This is a genomic window from Bradyrhizobium retamae (genome assembly GCF_001440415.1).
Classification (GTDB): domain Bacteria; phylum Pseudomonadota; class Alphaproteobacteria; order Rhizobiales; family Xanthobacteraceae; genus Bradyrhizobium; species Bradyrhizobium retamae.
On the sequence record NZ_LLYA01000213.1, the window covers coordinates 1 to 16,100 of the forward strand.

The 16,100-nt window shown below is 62.7% G+C and carries 14 protein-coding genes; 10 read left to right on the plus strand and 4 right to left on the minus strand.

All coding sequences use genetic code 11. From position 1 onward, the window contains the following. Window positions 1-133 precede the first annotated feature (133 nt). Complete coding sequence (locus CQ13_RS36635) at window positions 134-1,078, minus strand: alpha/beta fold hydrolase (protein ID WP_057847626.1); 945 nt, start codon at window positions 1,076-1,078, stop codon at window positions 134-136. Window positions 1,079-1,309: 231 nt separating this feature from the next. Here CQ13_RS36635 and CQ13_RS36640 point away from each other — a divergent pair, with 231 nt between their 5' ends. The 7 genes from CQ13_RS36640 (at window position 1,310) to CQ13_RS36670 (ending at window position 8,513) form a co-directional block, all read left to right on the plus strand. Beyond that, window positions 1,310-2,506, plus strand: a complete 1,197-nt coding sequence (locus tag CQ13_RS36640) for a D-alanyl-D-alanine carboxypeptidase family protein (protein WP_245309577.1) — start codon at window positions 1,310-1,312, stop codon at window positions 2,504-2,506. Window positions 2,507-2,508: 2 nt separating this feature from the next. Then, window positions 2,509-3,195 carry a dTMP kinase gene (gene tmk, locus CQ13_RS36645; protein ID WP_057847628.1) on the plus strand — a complete coding sequence of 229 codons (687 nt, stop codon included), beginning with the start codon at window positions 2,509-2,511 and terminating at the stop codon, window positions 3,193-3,195. Further along, on the plus strand, window positions 3,192-4,232 hold the full coding sequence (locus CQ13_RS36650; protein ID WP_057847629.1) for a DNA polymerase III subunit delta': 1,041 nt from the start codon (window positions 3,192-3,194) through the stop codon (window positions 4,230-4,232). Before tmk ends, CQ13_RS36650 begins: the two co-directional genes overlap by 4 nt. Window positions 4,233-4,422: 190 nt before the next feature. Beyond that, a complete protein-coding gene (gene metG / locus CQ13_RS36655) occupies window positions 4,423-6,228 on the plus strand; it encodes a methionine--tRNA ligase (protein WP_245309575.1) in 1,806 nt (601 codons plus the stop codon). 14 nt (window positions 6,229-6,242) lie between these two features. Beyond that, window positions 6,243-7,034: a TatD family hydrolase gene (locus CQ13_RS36660; protein ID WP_057847630.1), complete on the plus strand. Its 792-nt coding sequence runs from the start codon at window positions 6,243-6,245 to the stop codon at window positions 7,032-7,034. Then, a complete protein-coding gene (locus tag CQ13_RS36665) occupies window positions 7,031-7,837 on the plus strand; it encodes an MBL fold metallo-hydrolase (protein ID WP_057847631.1) in 807 nt (268 codons plus the stop codon). Before CQ13_RS36660 ends, CQ13_RS36665 begins: the two co-directional genes overlap by 4 nt. Window positions 7,838-7,853: 16 nt before the next feature. Continuing rightward, window positions 7,854-8,513 (plus strand): antibiotic biosynthesis monooxygenase family protein, encoded by a 660-nt coding sequence (locus tag CQ13_RS36670; RefSeq protein ID WP_245309576.1) that lies wholly within the window; start codon window positions 7,854-7,856, stop codon window positions 8,511-8,513. A 3-nt stretch (window positions 8,514-8,516) separates the two neighbouring features. Here the strand turns inward: CQ13_RS36670 and CQ13_RS36675 are convergent, their stop codons facing one another. Genes CQ13_RS36675 through CQ13_RS36685 form a run of 3 tightly spaced genes read right to left on the minus strand, consistent with a single transcriptional unit; the run spans window position 8,517 to window position 13,134 of the window. Next, window positions 8,517-10,166: an acyl-CoA synthetase gene (locus CQ13_RS36675; protein ID WP_057847633.1), complete on the minus strand. Its 1,650-nt coding sequence runs from the start codon at window positions 10,164-10,166 to the stop codon at window positions 8,517-8,519. Window positions 10,167-10,196: 30 nt separating this feature from the next. Further along, on the minus strand, window positions 10,197-12,095 hold the full coding sequence (locus CQ13_RS36680) for a TRAP transporter large permease (protein WP_057847634.1): 1,899 nt from the start codon (window positions 12,093-12,095) through the stop codon (window positions 10,197-10,199). 19 nt (window positions 12,096-12,114) lie between these two features. After that, a complete protein-coding gene (locus CQ13_RS36685) occupies window positions 12,115-13,134 on the minus strand; it encodes a TRAP transporter substrate-binding protein (protein ID WP_057847635.1) in 1,020 nt (339 codons plus the stop codon). A gap of 467 nt (window positions 13,135-13,601) precedes the next feature. On the opposite strand from CQ13_RS36685, the gene CQ13_RS36690 reads away from it, so the two are divergent. From CQ13_RS36690 to CQ13_RS36700, 3 genes are all read left to right on the plus strand, one after another. Beyond that, window positions 13,602-15,110 carry a helicase HerA domain-containing protein gene (locus CQ13_RS36690; protein ID WP_057847636.1) on the plus strand — a complete coding sequence of 503 codons (1,509 nt, stop codon included), beginning with the start codon at window positions 13,602-13,604 and terminating at the stop codon, window positions 15,108-15,110. 54 nt (window positions 15,111-15,164) lie between these two features. After that, window positions 15,165-15,647 carry a transcription elongation factor GreA gene (gene greA / locus CQ13_RS36695; protein WP_057847637.1) on the plus strand — a complete coding sequence of 161 codons (483 nt, stop codon included), beginning with the start codon at window positions 15,165-15,167 and terminating at the stop codon, window positions 15,645-15,647. Between the two features lie 129 nt (window positions 15,648-15,776). Beyond that, on the plus strand, window positions 15,777-16,100 hold a 324-nt coding region (locus CQ13_RS36700; protein WP_197427285.1), incomplete at its 3' end, for a transposase.

Below are 16,100 nucleotides of genomic sequence, written 5' to 3' on the forward strand. Positions count from 1 at the left end.
TAGCTTGAATCACAACCAAGCCCGGATGAGAATCCTGAATCCCAACAGACCCTAGATAGCATTTCAAGCGAAGCATGCCCCTCGGACTTGATCCGTGCGTGGCGCCGGGTTCGCCTCAACGGGTCAAATATAGCTACTGCTTCAGGAAGGTGATCAGGGCGGCGTTGACCTCATCAGGCCGCTCCTGCTGAATCCAGTGACCGGCCCCGTCGAGTATGAGTTTTTGCCGCAAGTTCGGCAGCACCCGCTCCATCTCGTTGACCAGCTTGGCGCCGATCAGCCCGGTGATGACGCCATCCTTCGATCCCGCGATGAACAGCGACGGCTGGTGGATTTGCGCGCCCTGCCAGGGTGCGGTCAGTTCCCAATTGCGGTCGATATTGCGGTACCAATTCAGTCCGCCGCGAAAGCCGGACTCCTGATAGACGGCCGCGAAATAGGCTAGGTCGGCCTCGGTCAGCCACCCCGGCAATGGCCGATTCGGATCGGCGCCAGCGAGAAATCCCTTGCCCTCCTGAATAAATTGGTGGGCCGCCGGATCGGAGAAGCCGCGCCCGGCCAGCACGATTCGCATGGTCGCTGCGACATCGCGCTCGAATTCGGTCTCTGCCACGCCCGGCGCCTGAAAATACTGCCAATAGAAATTGGTGATGCCGTTGTTTCGCAAGGTCTCCAGCGGCAGGCCGCGTCCGCGAGAGGGGGGCGGAACGCTGAGGCCCGCCACCTTGGTGAAGATATCGGGCCGGAACATCGCCGCGTGCCAGGCGACCGGCGCGCCCCAGTCATGGCCGACAATGACAGCCTGCTTTTCACCAAGTGCCGCCACCAGCGCAACCATGTCGCCGACATTGTGGAAGATGGTGTAGGCGCCGACGTCCGCGGGCGCGCTGGTCCGGCCGAACCCGCGCATGTCGGGGGCTACGACATGGAATCCGGCTTCCGCGATGGCTCCGACCTGGTGCCGCCAGGAGTAGGATAACTCGGGCCAGCCATGGCAGAGCAGCACCAGCGGCCCCTGGCCCTGTTCGAAGACAAAGAAGTCGAGCCCGTTGACGGAAATAGTGCGTGAGGTTGGCATCGCGTTTCCGCCCCGTTTTTCGTATCTTGTCCGGAACTTGCAGCATCGCAACGATACGTTTCTTCGTTCGGCACCGCAATCAGATCGACACGGCCACAAGTCCAAAAACCTGTGTTGTTTGCGATACTTCCAACTGTTAGAACGCACGGATTCAGGACATCGCCGATGGCAGCAGAGACTTCCGTTTCCCGCAAATCCGACACGGCGGCCGTCATCCCGTGGCGCCGCCTGATGGTCGCCGTCTTCGCGCTCTCGGTCGGCTGGGGCGGCATCGTGTATGCCGCCAACAACAGCGTACAGGGCGCTCCGAAGAAGGACGATGGCGGCTTTGACGGCGATGCGCCGACCGCGATCCTGGTCGAGGCTTCCAGCGGCAGCGTGCTGTTCGAGAAGAACGCCGACGAATTGCGGGCGCCGTCCAGCATGATGAAGCTGATGACGGTCGAGGTGGTGTTCGATGCCATCAAGCAGGGCAAGGTCAAACCGACAGACGAATATCGGATCAGCGAGAACGCCTGGCGCAAGGGCGGCGCGCCGGCCGGCGGCTCGACCATGTTTGCCATCCTCAACAGCAAGGTGTCGGTGGACGACCTGCTGAAGGGCGCGATCATCCAGAGCGGCAACGATTCCTGCATTGCGCTTGCCGAAGGCATGGCCGGCAACGAGCGGATTTTTGCCACCGACTTCATGACCAAACGGGCGCGCGAACTCGGCCTGACGAAATCGACCTTCGGAAACTCCAGCGGGCTGCCGGACCCTGCCAACAAGATGACGGTTCGCGAACTAGCCAAACTCGCCCGCCACCTGATCCTGGCTTATCCCGACACGTACAAATTGTTCGGAGAGAGAGAATTCACCTGGAACAAGATTCGGCAACAGAACCGCAATCCGCTGCTGAACACGCTAAATGGTGCCGACGGGCTGAAGACCGGCTACACCAAGGAGGGCGGCTACGGCATGGTCGGCTCGGCCGTGCAGAACGACACGAGGCTGATTGTCGCGATCAACGGACTAGATGATCCCGACGATCGTGCCTCAGAGGCCAAGAAGATGCTGGAATGGGGTTTTCGTAACTTCGAGACGCGCACGCTGTTCGCGGCCAACCAGCAGGTCGGCTACGCCAAGGTGTTTGGCGGCGAAAGCCGCTCGGTGAAGCTTGCCAGCCCCGAGCCGATCAAGGTCATGGTGCCGAAGAACGGCAGTGAGAAACTGATCGCGCGGATCGTTTACAAGGGCCCTGTCGAGGCGCCGATCAAATCCGGCCAGCCGATCGGCGTCGTCAAGGTGTGGCGCGGCGCCAATATCGCCGTGGAGGCACCGGTCTATGCCGCAGAAGAGATCGGAACCGGTTCGACCGTGCGTCGCGCAATCGATGGCGTCAGCGAGCTCGTCATCGGCATGTTCCGCGCGGGCGCAGAGAAGCTCTGAGCATGACCCAGGCAACGCTGCAGCGGCCTTCCGGACGCGGGAAGTTCATTACGTTTGAAGGCGGCGAGGGCTCGGGCAAGTCCACGCAGATCAAGAAACTCGCCGAGCGCCTTGCCGCGGCCAAGCTGCGTACCATCGTCACCCGCGAGCCGGGCGGCTCGCCGGGGGCCGAAATCATGCGGCATCTCGTGCTGTCGGGAATGGGCAAGCTGCTCGGACCGGACGCCGAGACGTTGCTGTTTGCGGCAGCCCGCGACGATCACGTTCGCACCGTCATCCAGCCCGCGCTTAGCCAGGGAACATGGGTGCTGTGCGACCGCTTCTCGGATTCGACCCGCGCCTACCAGGGCAGCCTGGGGCAGGTCTCTCCGCTCGTGCTCAACGCCATGCAGCGCGTCACCATCGGTGATCTGAAGCCGGATCTCACCATCATTCTGGACATCCCGGTTGAAGTTGGTTTGCAGCGCGCGGCCGCTCGCCGCGGCAGCGGCGTACCTGACCGGTTCGAGTCGGAAGACCTGCAATTCCATCAGGACCTGCGCAATGCCTACAGGCAAATCGCCGCCGAAGACCCGCAGCGCTGCGTGCTGATCGACGCCAATGCCGATGCCGACACGGTTGCTGCCCGCGTCTGGACGGCGCTGCGCGACCATGTGTTCGCGGTCCCGAGCCCGGCGGGGACGGCATGAGCGCGCGCAAGGTCGAGCAGGAGACGGCGGTCAAACAGCCTCGCGAAACGGCCGATCTGTTCGGTCACCGCGAGGCGGAGACCGCCTTGCTGAACGCCTATCGCAGCGGCCGCATTCCGCATGCCTGGCTGATCGGCGGCCCGCAGGGCATCGGCAAGGCGACGCTGGCCTATCGTATGGCCCGCTTCGTGCTCGCCAATCCCAATCCTTTACTGCCCTCGGTGCAGCGCGCCGAGACGCTGGCGCTCGATCCGGGTGATCCGGTCGCGCGTCAGATCACCGCCGGCGCCCATGGTGGCCTGTTAGTGCTGGAACGGGGCCTCAACGATCGCGGCGTGATGCGGACAGTCATCACCGTGGATGAGACGCGGGAGACGATTTCGTTTTTCGGCTCGACCGCGGCGGTCGACGGCTGGCGCGTATGTATTGTCGACACCGTAGACGAGCTCAACCCAAACGCCGCCAACGCGCTGCTCAAGATTCTCGAGGAGCCGCCGCACCGATCGCTGTTTCTGCTCGTCAGCCATTCGCCGGCGCGGGCCCTGCCCACGATCCTGTCCCGCTGCCGCAAGCTGTCGCTGCGGCCGCTTGCGACCGGCGACGTCGTACGCGCGGCGGCGCGAGCCGCCGACATCGCACCCGATGATGCCGCATTATCGGGAGCTGCCGATGCCTCGGAGGGGAGCGTGTCCCGCGCACTGACGCTGCTCGGCGGCGACGCGCTGAAGCTGCAGCAGCGGACCGCGGCGCTGCTGGCGACGCTGCCGCAGGTCGACCCGCGCGAGCTGCATGCGCTTGGCGATGCGCTGGGCACCAGCGACCGGGTGGCGCTGGCTGCTTTCATCGACGGCATCGATCGCTGGATCGGCGAAAAGCTGCGCGTCGATGATGCCAATGCAAATCTGCCCCGCCTTGCACGGCTGGCGGAGGTATGGGAAAAGATCATCCGCGCCGCGCGCGACACCGAAGCGTACAATTTGGAGCGAAAACCGCTGGTTTTCTCGGTGTTCGGGATGCTCGCGGACGCGACGCGGTAATCCTCCGCCGGATATCAATCCCGACAATCTATGAGCAATAAAGGAATTCGTGGTGGCGACGGCTGCAAAGAAAGCTTCGAAAAAGCGCAAGGCGAAGAAGGCTCGCAGATCGCCGCCCGCTAGCGCTAGCAAAAAGGCCGCAGCAAAAAAGCGCGCAGCCAGGAAAGGTGCGACGAAGAGCAAGCGTGTCGTGAAGAAGGGCGGCAAGGCTTCGAAAAAGGCCGCGAAGAAGGCTTCGAAGAAAGCGGCGAAGAAGTCGACCAAAAAGGCTGCCAAGAAGGCTGTCAAAAAGTCGACGAAGAAATCCGTTGCGAAAACTCCGTCGAAGAAGCGAGCGGTAACGCCGCAGCAAGCGAGCCCTGCCGTTCAAGCGGTGCCCGTGACAGAAAGCCCGACGCCCGCCGCGCCACGCGCAGAGCCGGCTCCCGTTGCCAGGCCGGCAGCGCCCGCCGAACGCGACACCTACTTCATCACCACCGCGATCGCCTATCCGAACGGCCTCCCGCATATCGGCCACGCCTACGAGGCGATTGCGACCGATGCGCTCGCGCGATTTCAGCGGCTCAACGGCAAGGACGTCTTTTTCCTTACCGGCACCGACGAGCACGGCCTCAAGATGGTGCAAACCGCTGAAGCCGAAGGAATGGGCGTTGCTGAGCTCGCCGCGCGCAATGCCGGCCGGTTCAAGGAGATGGACGAGCGGCTCAACGTCTCGTTCGACCGCTTCATCCGCACCACGGAGCCTGACCATCATCGCTCGGTTCAGGTTGTCTGGGACCGGATGCAGCAGAATGGCGATATCTATATCGATACCTATTCCGGCTGGTATTCGGTGCGCGACGAAGCCTATTACGCCGAGGAGGAAACCGTCCTCGGCGAGGACAATGTGCGCCTTGGCCCGCAGGGCTCGCCGGTCGAGTGGGTCGAGGAGAAGAGCTACTTCTTCAGGCTATCCGCCTATCAGGACCGCTTGCTGCAGCTCTACGAAAGCCAGCCGGATTTCATCGGCCCGGATTCACGCCGCAACGAGGTCGTCAGTTTCGTAAAGAGCGGTCTGAAGGATCTGTCGATTTCGCGCACGACGTTCGACTGGGGCGTCAAGGTGCCGAACGATCCCGAGCATGTGATGTATGTCTGGGTCGATGCGCTGACCAACTACATCACTGGCGTCGGCTTTCCCGACGAGAGCGATCCGAACTGGCGCTACTGGCCGGCGGACGTGCACGTCATCGGCAAAGACATTATTCGCTTCCACGCGGTGTACTGGCCGGCGTTCCTGATGTCGGCCGGCATTCCCGTGCAGAAGCGGGTTTACGCGCACGGCTTCCTGTTCAGCAGGGGCGAGAAGATGTCAAAATCGGTCGGCAACGTCGTCGATCCCTTCAACCTGGCCGATCAGTATGGCGTCGACCAGATGCGCTACTTCTTCCTGCGCGAGGTGCCGTTCGGACAGGACGGCAACTACAGCCATGAAGCCATCGTCGCGCGCATCAACGCCGACCTCGCCAACGATCTCGGCAATCTGGCGCAACGCTCGCTGTCGATGATCGCAAAGCAGCTTGGCGGCGTGCTGCCGGAGCCTGGCGAGTTCACCGATAACGACAAGGCGATCCTGGCGCAGGCCGACGCCATGCTGGAAACCTCGCGCACCGCGATGGCGACCCAACAGATCCATCAATGGCTGAACGCGGTGTGGGCCGTGGTGGCAGAGGCCAACCGCTATTTTGCGGGCGAGGCACCCTGGGCGCTGGCCAAGACCGATCCTGACAGACAGAAAACCGTACTGTACGTGACGGCGGAGGTGGTGCGTCAGGTCGCCATTCTGACCCAGCCGGTGATGCCGGATGCATCGGCCAAGCTGCTCGACAGCCTCGGCATTCCCAACGAGAAGCAAGCGCGCGATTTCGCGGCGCTTGCCACGCGGATTAAGCCGGGAACGACGCTGCCGCCGCCGGTCGGCGTATTTCCGCGCTACGTCGAACCAAAGGTGGATTGAGCCGTTTGCAAGCCATGCTCGTCGACAGCCACTGCCATCTCGACTTCCCGGATTTTGCCGAGGACCTCGACGCCATCGTCGCACGCGCCGAGGCCGCCGGGATCGGTCGTATCGTCACGATTTCGACCCGGGTGAAGCGACTCGGCGGATTGCTCGCCATCGCTGAGCGGTTCCCCAACGTCTATTGCTCGGTCGGCACTCATCCGCATCAGGCCGATGAAGAAGACGGCATTCCGGCCAGTGAGCTGATCGAGCTGACGAAGCATCCGAAGGTCGTGGCGTTGGGGGAGGCGGGGCTTGATTATTTTTATGAGCACGGCTCCCGAGAGGCGCAGGAGCGCGGCTTTCGCGCACATATCGCGGCCGCGCGCGCCACGGGCCTGCCGCTGGTCATTCACACCCGCGAAGCCGACGAGGACTGCGGCCGCATTCTCGAAGACGAAGTGGCGAAGGGCGCGTTTCCGGCGGTGCTGCATTGCTACACCGGTGGGCGCGAGCTGGCGATGAAGGCAATTGCGTTGGGCCTGTCGATCTCCTTCACGGGCATTTTGACGTTCAAGAAGTCGGAAGCCTTGCGCGCGCTCGCGGCCGAACTTCCGGCCGACCGGATCATGGTCGAAACCGACTCGCCCTATCTGGCGCCCGGCAAATTTCGCGGCAAGCGCAACGAGCCGTCTTACGTGGTCGAGGTCGCCAAAGTGCTGGCGGAAACGCGCGGCGTCTCGCTGGAAGAGATTTCGCGGCAGACGACTGAAAACTTCTTCCGCCTGTTCTCCAAAGTGCCGGCGCCGAAGGTTGCGGCATGAAGTTGACGCTGACGATCCTCGGTTGCGGCTCCTCGGCCGGTGTGCCCCGCCCGGCGCTCGGCTGGGGCGCCTGCGATCCCAACAATCCCAAGAACCGTCGCCGTCGTTGCTCGCTGCTGGTCGAGCGGACGGGTGCCCACGGCACCACGCGGATCGTGATCGACACCTCGCCCGATCTGCGCGAGCAGTTGATCGATGCGGAGGTCGATCACATCGACGCGGTGTTTCTGACGCATGAGCACGCCGACCAGACCCATGGCATCGACGATCTGCGTTCGGTCGTGCTGCACCAGCGCCGCCGCATTCCCGTCTACTTCAACCAGTCGACGGCCAAAGACATCATGGCGCGGTTCTCCTATTGCTTCATCTCCCCGGAGGGGAGCGATTATCCGCCGATCCTGACGCGCCACGCGATCGAAGCCGGCGAGAGCCATACCACCGAGGGGAGGGGCGGCCCGCTGAAGCTCTCAGCGTTCCTGGTTCAGCACGGCAAGATCCCCGCGCTCGGATTCCGCATCGGGGCTGCCGCCTACACCCCCGATCTCCACGACATTCCAGAGGAGAGCTGGCCTGCGTTGCGAAACCTCGATCTCTGGATCGTCGACGGGCTGCGCTATGCTGGGCATCCCAGCCATTTCAGCGTCAACGACGCGCTGTCCTGGATCGAGCGTTTCAAGCCGAAGCAGGCTGTCATCACCAACATGCATTCCGACCTCGACTACGAGGTATTGCGCCAGAGCCTGCCGCCGGGCGTGATCCCGGCCTATGATGGCTTGCGGCTGACGCTGAACAGCGCAGGCTGAGTCTGCCGCGGCAAGTTTGCGCGCCGGACGCGGAGGGACGTCGATGATTGGTCTGTTTTTTGAAGTCCAGACAAGGCCCGGGCACCGAGATCAATATCTCGATCTTGCGGCCACGCTGAAGCCCGAGCTTGAAGCGATGGGCGGCTGTCTCTTCATCGATCGTTTCAGGAGTTTGACACGGGAGAACCTGCTGCTGTCGTATCAGATATGGCAGGACGAGGGGGCCCTGACGGCGTGGCGAGCCCATGCTCACCATCACGACGTCCAGACAATCGGTCGCGAGAAGGTCTTTTCGGACTATCGCATCCGTGTCGCCCAGGTGATCCACGAAGCACGGCCAGGGCAACCTGTCTGGCAGCCCGAGCGGCGTACGCCTTACAACGATCCCGCAAGGCGCAAGCCGACTTATGTGCTGGCGGCTGAATCGAAGAAAGCCATACTTCCGGCAGAGACCGGATGGCGCCGTGACGCTTTCTCAAGCGTCTATCGTGAGGGGCACTTCGCGCACCTGATCGATCTACCAAACGATCAAGCCGGCATCGAATTCGGCGCCAGGCTGTTCGCCGATCCGACGACCGAGTACTTCCGCATTTTCGAGGTCATGCGCGACTACGGGATGTTCGAACGGACCGAAGCGCCGCAGTACTATCCGCCCGTCACTCTTCGCTCGCAATAACGGTCACACCGAAATCGCCTTTGCCGATTCCACCTGGTTGCGCAGCATGAATTTCTGGATCTTGCCGGTGGATGTCTTCGGGATCGGGCCGAACACCACTGCCTTGGGCGTCTTGAAGCCGGACATATGGCTGCGGCAGAAGGCGATGATCTCGGCCTCCGTCGCCGTGGCGCCTTCCTTCAGTTCGACGAAAGCGCAGGGCACTTCGCCCCATTTCGGGTCGGGCTTGGCAACGACGGCGGCAAACAGCACGGCCGGGTGCTTGTACAGGATGTCCTCGACCTCGACGGAGGAGATATTCTCGCCGCCGGAGATGATGATGTCCTTGGAGCGGTCCTTGATGATGACGTAGCCATGCTCGTCGAGCACGCCGAGATCGCCGGTGTGAAACCAGCCGCCGGCGAAGGCTTCCTGCGTCGCCTTCTCGTTCTTCAGATAGCCCTTCATCACGATATTGCCGCGGAACATCACCTCGCCAATGGTTTCGCCATCGCGCGGCACCTCCTGCATGGTCTGCGGGTCGAGCACGGTGACGGCTTCCTCCAGCGGGTAGGGCACGCCCTGCCGGCGCTTGAGCTGCGCGCGCTGGTCGGCCGGCAGTTCGTCCCAGCCCGGCTGCTCGGCGCAGACGGAGGCGGGGCCGTAGACTTCGGTCAGGCCATAGACGTGCGTCAGCTTGATGCCGATACTTTCGGCGCCTTCGAGCACAGCGACCGGAGGTGCGGCGCCCGCGATCAACCCGACCACGCGGTGAGCCTTGTCACCCTTGGGCGCACCGGGCGCGTTGATCAGCGTGTTGTAGACGATCGGTGCACCGCACATGTGCGTGACGCCGTGCTTTGCGATCAGCTCGAAGATTTTTGCCGGATCGACCTTGCGCAGGCAGACATTGGTGCCGGCGGCGGCCGCGACCGTCCACGGGAAGCACCAGCCGTTGCAATGAAACATCGGCAGCGTCCAGAGATACACGGGATGCTGGCCGAGATTGCCGGCCAGAATATTACTGACAGCATTGAGATAAGCGCCGCGGTGATGAGTAACGACGCCTTTCGGGTTGCCCGTTGTGCCCGAGGTATAGCTCAGCGCAATCGCGTCCCATTCATCGCCGGGAAGCTTTGCGATAAAGGCCGGATCGCCCGCCGCGACCGCCGCCTCGTACTCGATCTCACCAATCCGCTTGCCACCTGCAAACGCCACATCATCGACATCGACGACGAAAGGCTTTGGCCCGCTCATCAGCGTCAGCGCTTCCGCAATCACGCCGGCAAATTCGGGATCGACCAAGATGATTTTCGCGCCGCCATGGTCGAGCTGGAAGGCAATCGAAGGCGCGTCGAGCCGTATGTTCAGCGCGTTCAGCACCGCACCCGCCATCGGCACGGCGAAATGCACCTCGTTCATCGCGGGTACGTTGGGCAACATCGCCGCGACCGTGTCGCCGACGCCAATGCCCCGCCCGGCGAGCCAGGACGCAAAGCGCCGGCAGCGCGCATAGGTCTCGGCCCAGGTAAAGCTGCGGCCTTCATAGACCGTGCTGACGTGATCGGGATAAACGGCGGCGCTGCGGGCGAGGAAGCTCAGCGGCGTCAGCGGCACGTAATTCGCCGCCGTCTTGTCCAATCCGATCGAATACTGGTTCTGGGCTGCGCTCATTGGCTGTGTCCCATCTACAAAGGTTTGACCTTACAGGAACCCGATGGAAATCCACGGGAAGATCGCCACGATAATCAGGCCGACCATCAGGGCCAGCAGGTAACCCCAGATCGGCCGGATACCCTCGGCCGGATCGACGCGTCCGATGGCGCAGGCCGCATAATAGCCCACTCCGAAGGGCGGCGCGAATAGCCCGATACCCATCGCGAGAATAACGATCATCGCGTAATGGACCTCGTGGACGCCGACCGCACGGGCGATCGGAAACAATAACGGCCCGAACAACACGATCGCCGGAATCCCCTCAAGCACGCTGCCCAGGATCACGAAGGCCACGATCGAGACGGCGATGAACGTCGCCGAGCCACCGGGCAGGCCGGTCATGGCGGCCGCCAGCGTCCGCGAAAAGCCGGACTGCGTGAGGCCCCAGGCCATGCCGGTGGCGCAGCCGATGATCAGCAAGATCGCGCCCGACAGGCACGCGGTCTCGACCAGCATTGGCACGATCCGCCGCCAGTCGAAATTGCGGTAGATCAACAGGCCGTAAATCAGGTAGCCGACGACAAAGGCATATACGATGCCGATGGTGGAAACCTCCGTTGCGGTCGCAATGCCTTCGACCACCGCGTAGCGGATCACGAACGGCAGCGCGATCGCGGGCAGGGCGATGGCAAACGCGCGGACGATCTCGCTGACGCTCGCCCGCGTGAGGTGCCGCAGATCCTCGTTCCGGTAACGCCACCACACCAGCGCCGACAGCGTGATTGCCAGCACCAGGCCCGGCAACAGGCCGCCGGTGAACAGCGCGGCGATCGAGACGCCGGTGACCGAGCCGATGGTGATCAGCACCAGGCTCGGCGGAATGGTCTCGGTCTGCGCGCCCGTGGCGGAGAGGAGGGCGACCAGATCGCCCGGCTTGGCGCCGCGGGCCTTCATCTCGGGAAACAACACCGGCGCCACGGCGGCCATGTCAGCGGCCTTGGAGCCCGAGATACCCGATACCAGATACATCGCGCCGACCAGCACGTAATGCAACCCGCCGCGGACATGACCGAGCAAGCTCGCGAGGAACGCCACCATGGCGCGCGCCATGCCCGTCATCTCGATCAGCAGGCCAAGGAAGACGAACAGCGGCACCGACAGGAGGATGAGGTGGCTCATGCCCTCGTCCATGCGCCCGACCAGCACCATCAGCGGCGTGCCCGTGGTCAGCGCCAGATAGCCATAGGTTGCCAAGCCAAAGCCGAACGCGATCGGTACGCCGGCAAACACGCAGAAGCCGGCCACGCCGACAAAGAAGATGATCAGATTGAGGTTGCCGAGCGGCTTGAGCGAGCCCCTGAGCAGCCAGAATATCCCGATGACGAGCGCGACCGACAGGATCGCCCCCAGCACCATGCGAACGTTGCCGACGCGGGCCAGACGCAGGAAAGCAAACAGCGCCATCAGGGCAATGCCGACCGGCAGCGCCGCGGCACGCCAACTGTTGAGAATCTGCAATGCAGGCGTGGTGATGTAGCTTTCCTCGTAGGCGTATTCATAAGCCGGCCAGGCGATCAGGATAAGAAACGCCAGGGCGGCTGCTGTCGCCACCAGATCGAGATAGGCGCGCATCGCGGGCTTCGCGTTGGCGACGACCGCCGTCATCCGCATATGCTCGGCGCGTCGGAACGCAACCGCGGCGCCAAGCATGGCGAGCCACAGGAACAGGATTGAGGCCAGTTCGTCAGACCAGATCAGCGGCCGGTGCAGCGCGTAGCGCGCCACCACGCCGGCAAACAGGATGATGATTTCGGCGACGACCAGCAGCGCTGCGGGAAGCTCGACCAGCATTCCCAGGGCGTGTTCGATGGAAGCCAGCAACGAACGGCGGCGAGGGGGCTGAGCCACCTCACCGCCAACCACTTTACTCAGTTCGGCATGAGCCACGACGGCCCCTCACATGCGCTTAGGACAGCTTGCCCACGGATTTCTCGAGCAGCTCCCAAGCCTGGTCGCCGTATTTACCTTTCCATTCCGCGTAGAAGCCGGCCGAGCGCAGCTTGTCGCGGAACGGCGTCACATTGGGCTGGTTGAAGGTCAGGCCCTTGCCGGCCAGTTCCTGCTGCAGCCCGGCGTTCAGCTTGGCGACGTCCTCGCGCTCCTTGATGGCCGCCGCGTTGATATTCTTGGCGACGATCGTCCTGACATCCTCAGGCAGCTTTTCCCAGGCGCGGCGGTTTGCCAGGAACCAGAAGCCGTCCCACATGTGGTTGGTCAGCGAGCAGAACTTCTGCACTTCGTATAGTTTGGCGGTCGAGATGATCGCCAGCGGGTTTTCCTGGCCCTCGACGATCTTGGTCTGTAGCGCCGAATAAACCTCGCTGAAATTGATCGAGGCGGGCGCTGCATCGAACGCCTTGAACATGGAGGTCCAGAGCGGCGACACCGGCACCCGGATCTTGAAGCCCTTGAGGTCCTCCGGGCCGTTGATCGGCTTGGTCGAGGATGTGGTCTGGCGGAAGCCGTTATCCCAAATCTTGTCCATCACCACGAGGTTCGCCTTGGTGATCTCGCCGCGAATATAGCCACCCAAGCCCCCGTCCATGGCCTTCCAGACCGTGTCGTAATCCGGGAACGCAAAACCGATGCCGCTGATGGACGCCGCCGGCACCAGCGTCGCCAGAATCAGTCCCGAGAGCGTGAAAAACTCGACGCCGCCCGACCTGATCTGGCTCAGCATGTCCGTATCGGAACCGAGCTGGTTGTTCGGGAAAATCTGCAGGTCGAACCGGCCGTTGGTCTCGGCCTTGATCGCCGCCGCCATTTCCTTGGCGCGAGCGTTCATGGGATGGCCGTCCGGAAGATTATTGGCGTATTTGTAGGTAAATTCCGCGCTCTGGGCCCGCGCCACCAACGGTGCGCCGATGCCGCCCACAACCGCTGACGCAGCGGATGCTTTGAGAAGCGTGCGTCGTGAAAAGCTCATCTCATTCTCCCTTGAGAGTTATTGTTCTTGAGGTCCGAGACACGAACCTGCAGTCCACGGGATCGTCAGCGATCGCCGCGCTCGCGCGCTTATTGCAGCGTCGGCAAGTGTCGGCAATAGGAATGGCCGGGACGCAGCAGATCAGGACTGTCATGCCGACAAAGGCGAGAAGCTTCGGCGCCAGAGCTGACTAGATTTGCCAGCATATTCGCCTAAATATCTGATCTAATTGTAGATAAAGATATTCCATAATATACCTTATGCGAATTACGGCTATCTGAGCTGTCGTTTGCTCCGCTCGATCGCCTCTGTTGCGTTTCACGCCCTGTCGTCGCGCGCATCTTTGAGATCCGGGTTGATGCATCGACCAACCGTGGAGAACGCAGAGTGATCGGCCATGGGCTGCTCGACGGGCTGCGATCAGGTTGTTAAGCCCCGCCTCCCTAGAGAGACTTTTGAGTCGAGACATGACCGTTGCGATCGAGATGGGACACACGACCGCAGGCGCCCCGGCGACTTTGGACCTTGAGGAACTGCTTGCGACCCGCCTGCTGGTCCAAGGCAATTCGGGCTCCGGCAAATCCCATCTGCTACGCCGGCTGCTGGAACAGAGTGCCCCCTGGGTGCAACAGACCATCATCGACCCCGAAGGCGACTTCGTCGCGCTTTCCGACCGTTTCGGCCACCTCCTGATCGACGCCGAGGACCATACCGAGCGGGGTCTGCAGGTGGCCGGCGAACGAGCGCGCATCCATCGCGTCTCCACGGTGCTCAATCTCGAGGGGCTCGACGCCGAGAATCAGATGCGGCGCGCCGCCGCCTTCCTCAGCGGGCTTTTCGAAGTGGTCCGCGACCACTGGTATCCTATGCTGGTGGTGGTGGATGAGGCGCAGCTCTTCGCACCGGCAGTCGCCGGCGAGGTTTCGGACGAGGCGCGCAAACTCTCGCTCGGCGCCATGACGAACCTGATGTGCCGCGGCCGCAAACGCGGACTTGCCGGGGTTATCGCCACCCAGCGACTGGCGAAGCTCGCCAAGAACGTCGCGGCCGAGGCGTCCAACTTCCTCATGGGCCGAACTTTTCTGGATATCGACATGGCGCGCGCCGCCGATCTTCTGGGCATGGAACGGCGGCAGGCAGAGGCCTTCCGGGATCTGGAGCGTGGACAATTCATGGCGCTGGGACCGGCCCTCTCCCGCCGTCCGCTAGGGCTGCGTATTGGTCCAACCGATACCACGCCGCGCAACGCGACCCCGCGCCTGATGCCTCTGCCGGAAGCGACACTTGACGCACGCGCCATCATCCTCGCGGCGCCGCCGCCCGAGAACAATCGGCCCCAGCGTCGGTCGCCGCCAGACCTCCTCGCCCAGCTCATGGCGGCGAAATCAGCGGCGCTGGAGATCCGTCCCGAGGCGGTGGAGCAGCCACTCAGCGCTGAGGAGCTGGTTGAGCGGCGTGAACGAGTGGACCGTATTCTGCGCGCCATCATGGCGGAACCCGAGGCCGGATTCCGTGCCGTCGGCGTGCTCTATCAGGAGTTCGTGGTCCGCTGCCGAATAGAGGGCCTCGGTTCGGCCGTGCCGGACCTAGGTGACTTCCGTCGCATGCTGACACGCGCCCGCGCCGGGCTCAGCTCCGATATGGCAGAGGATGATGGGTGGCAGGATGTCTCGGTCCGCGCCTCACTTCTGCCGGAGGATATGCAGGGCGTCTTCATGATGATCGCCCGCGCCGCGAAGGAAGGTTGGCCCTGCCCGGGCGATGCAGCGATTGCACGCGCTTATGGCTCACATTCGTTGCGCCGTGCACGGCGTCTGCTGACCTACATCGAGGAGCAGGGCCTCATTGTTTGCCAGCTTGACGGTGCCGGTCGGCGGATCGTGACGCTCGTCGAACTGGCCTGGGCGACGGCACCGGGCGATCCCAATGCCGAGGAACTGCCGGCCGGGCAAGGCTGCAGCAATTCGGCTCTATGACGCGACGGTCGAGCGCGCACTCAGACATTACCACGCCTAAGAGGAGTTCCGAGCTTGAGCGTTGCCTTCGCCAAGGAAGACAGTGCCGAAACTGCGTCGGAGACTTTGCTTCCCGACCGCCCGGTTTCACCTCATCCGAATCTTGTTACGGAAGCGGGATTGCAGGCTCTGGAATCTGAACTCCACCAGGCCCGCGAGGCTTATGAGACGGCGCAGAAGGTCGAGGACGTTAATGAACGACGGCGGCAAGCGGCAATCCCGCTGCGCGATATGCGCTACTTTGCGGCGAGACTTCGGACGGCTCAGGTCATCCCCAATCCGATGTCGACTGACACTGTCGCCTTCGGGAGCACGGTGACCTTCAGGCGCGACGATGGACGCGTACAAAAATATCGTATCGTGGGGGAGGACGAGGCAGATCCTAAGGCAGGATCCATTTCCTTCGTGTCACCAGTGGCAAGGCTGCTGATGGGCAAAGCCGTTGGTGATGAGGTCGACGCATCAGGTCAAAAACTTGAGATCATTTCGATCTCGTAGCACCTCCGCGCCGGACGCCGCCGATGTTCGGGATGGCCGCTTTGCGCCGATTTTGTTGCAAAAGTCGGTTGAGAGAGGCCTCGAGGCGTGATTCCGTTGTGTTGAGGCGAATCGCGACGAGGTCGATCCATGATGGGCCGTCTGAAGAGTGACCAAGGTCAACTGTTCTACGAGTTTGATCTTAGCGACGCGATTCCCGAAGATCATCTGGTGCGGAAGATCGATGCTGCTCTCGATCTTTCCTGGCTTCGCAGCGAGCTTGCACCTCACTATTCGTCGATGGGTCGCCCGTCGATCGATCCGGAACTAATGATCCGGATGCTGGTCGTGGGGTACGTTTTTGCGATCCGCTCGGAGCGGCTGCTCTGCCGTGAAGTGCAGGTGAACCTCGCCTATCGCTGCAAGCTCGGTATCGAGGATGCTATCCCGGATCATTCGGCGTTCTCGCGGGCG

Bases quoted from the DNA above. Each gene is read 5' to 3' on its own strand.
- CQ13_RS36635 (WP_057847626.1), bottom strand. From the start codon at position 1,078: ATGCCAACCTCACGCACTATTTCCGTCAACGGGCTCGACTTCTTTGTC.
- CQ13_RS36640 (WP_245309577.1), top strand. From the start codon at position 1,310: ATGGTCGCCGTCTTCGCGCTCTCGGTCGGCTGGGGCGGCATCGTGTAT.
- tmk (WP_057847628.1), top strand. From the start codon at position 2,509: ATGACCCAGGCAACGCTGCAGCGGCCTTCCGGACGCGGGAAGTTCATT.
- CQ13_RS36650 (WP_057847629.1), top strand. From the start codon at position 3,192: ATGAGCGCGCGCAAGGTCGAGCAGGAGACGGCGGTCAAACAGCCTCGC.
- CQ13_RS36660 (WP_057847630.1), top strand. From the start codon at position 6,243: ATGCTCGTCGACAGCCACTGCCATCTCGACTTCCCGGATTTTGCCGAG.
- CQ13_RS36665 (WP_057847631.1), top strand. From the start codon at position 7,031: ATGAAGTTGACGCTGACGATCCTCGGTTGCGGCTCCTCGGCCGGTGTG.
- CQ13_RS36675 (WP_057847633.1), bottom strand. From the start codon at position 10,166: ATGAGCGCAGCCCAGAACCAGTATTCGATCGGATTGGACAAGACGGCG.
- CQ13_RS36685 (WP_057847635.1), bottom strand. From the start codon at position 13,134: ATGAGCTTTTCACGACGCACGCTTCTCAAAGCATCCGCTGCGTCAGCG.
- CQ13_RS36690 (WP_057847636.1), top strand. From the start codon at position 13,602: ATGACCGTTGCGATCGAGATGGGACACACGACCGCAGGCGCCCCGGCG.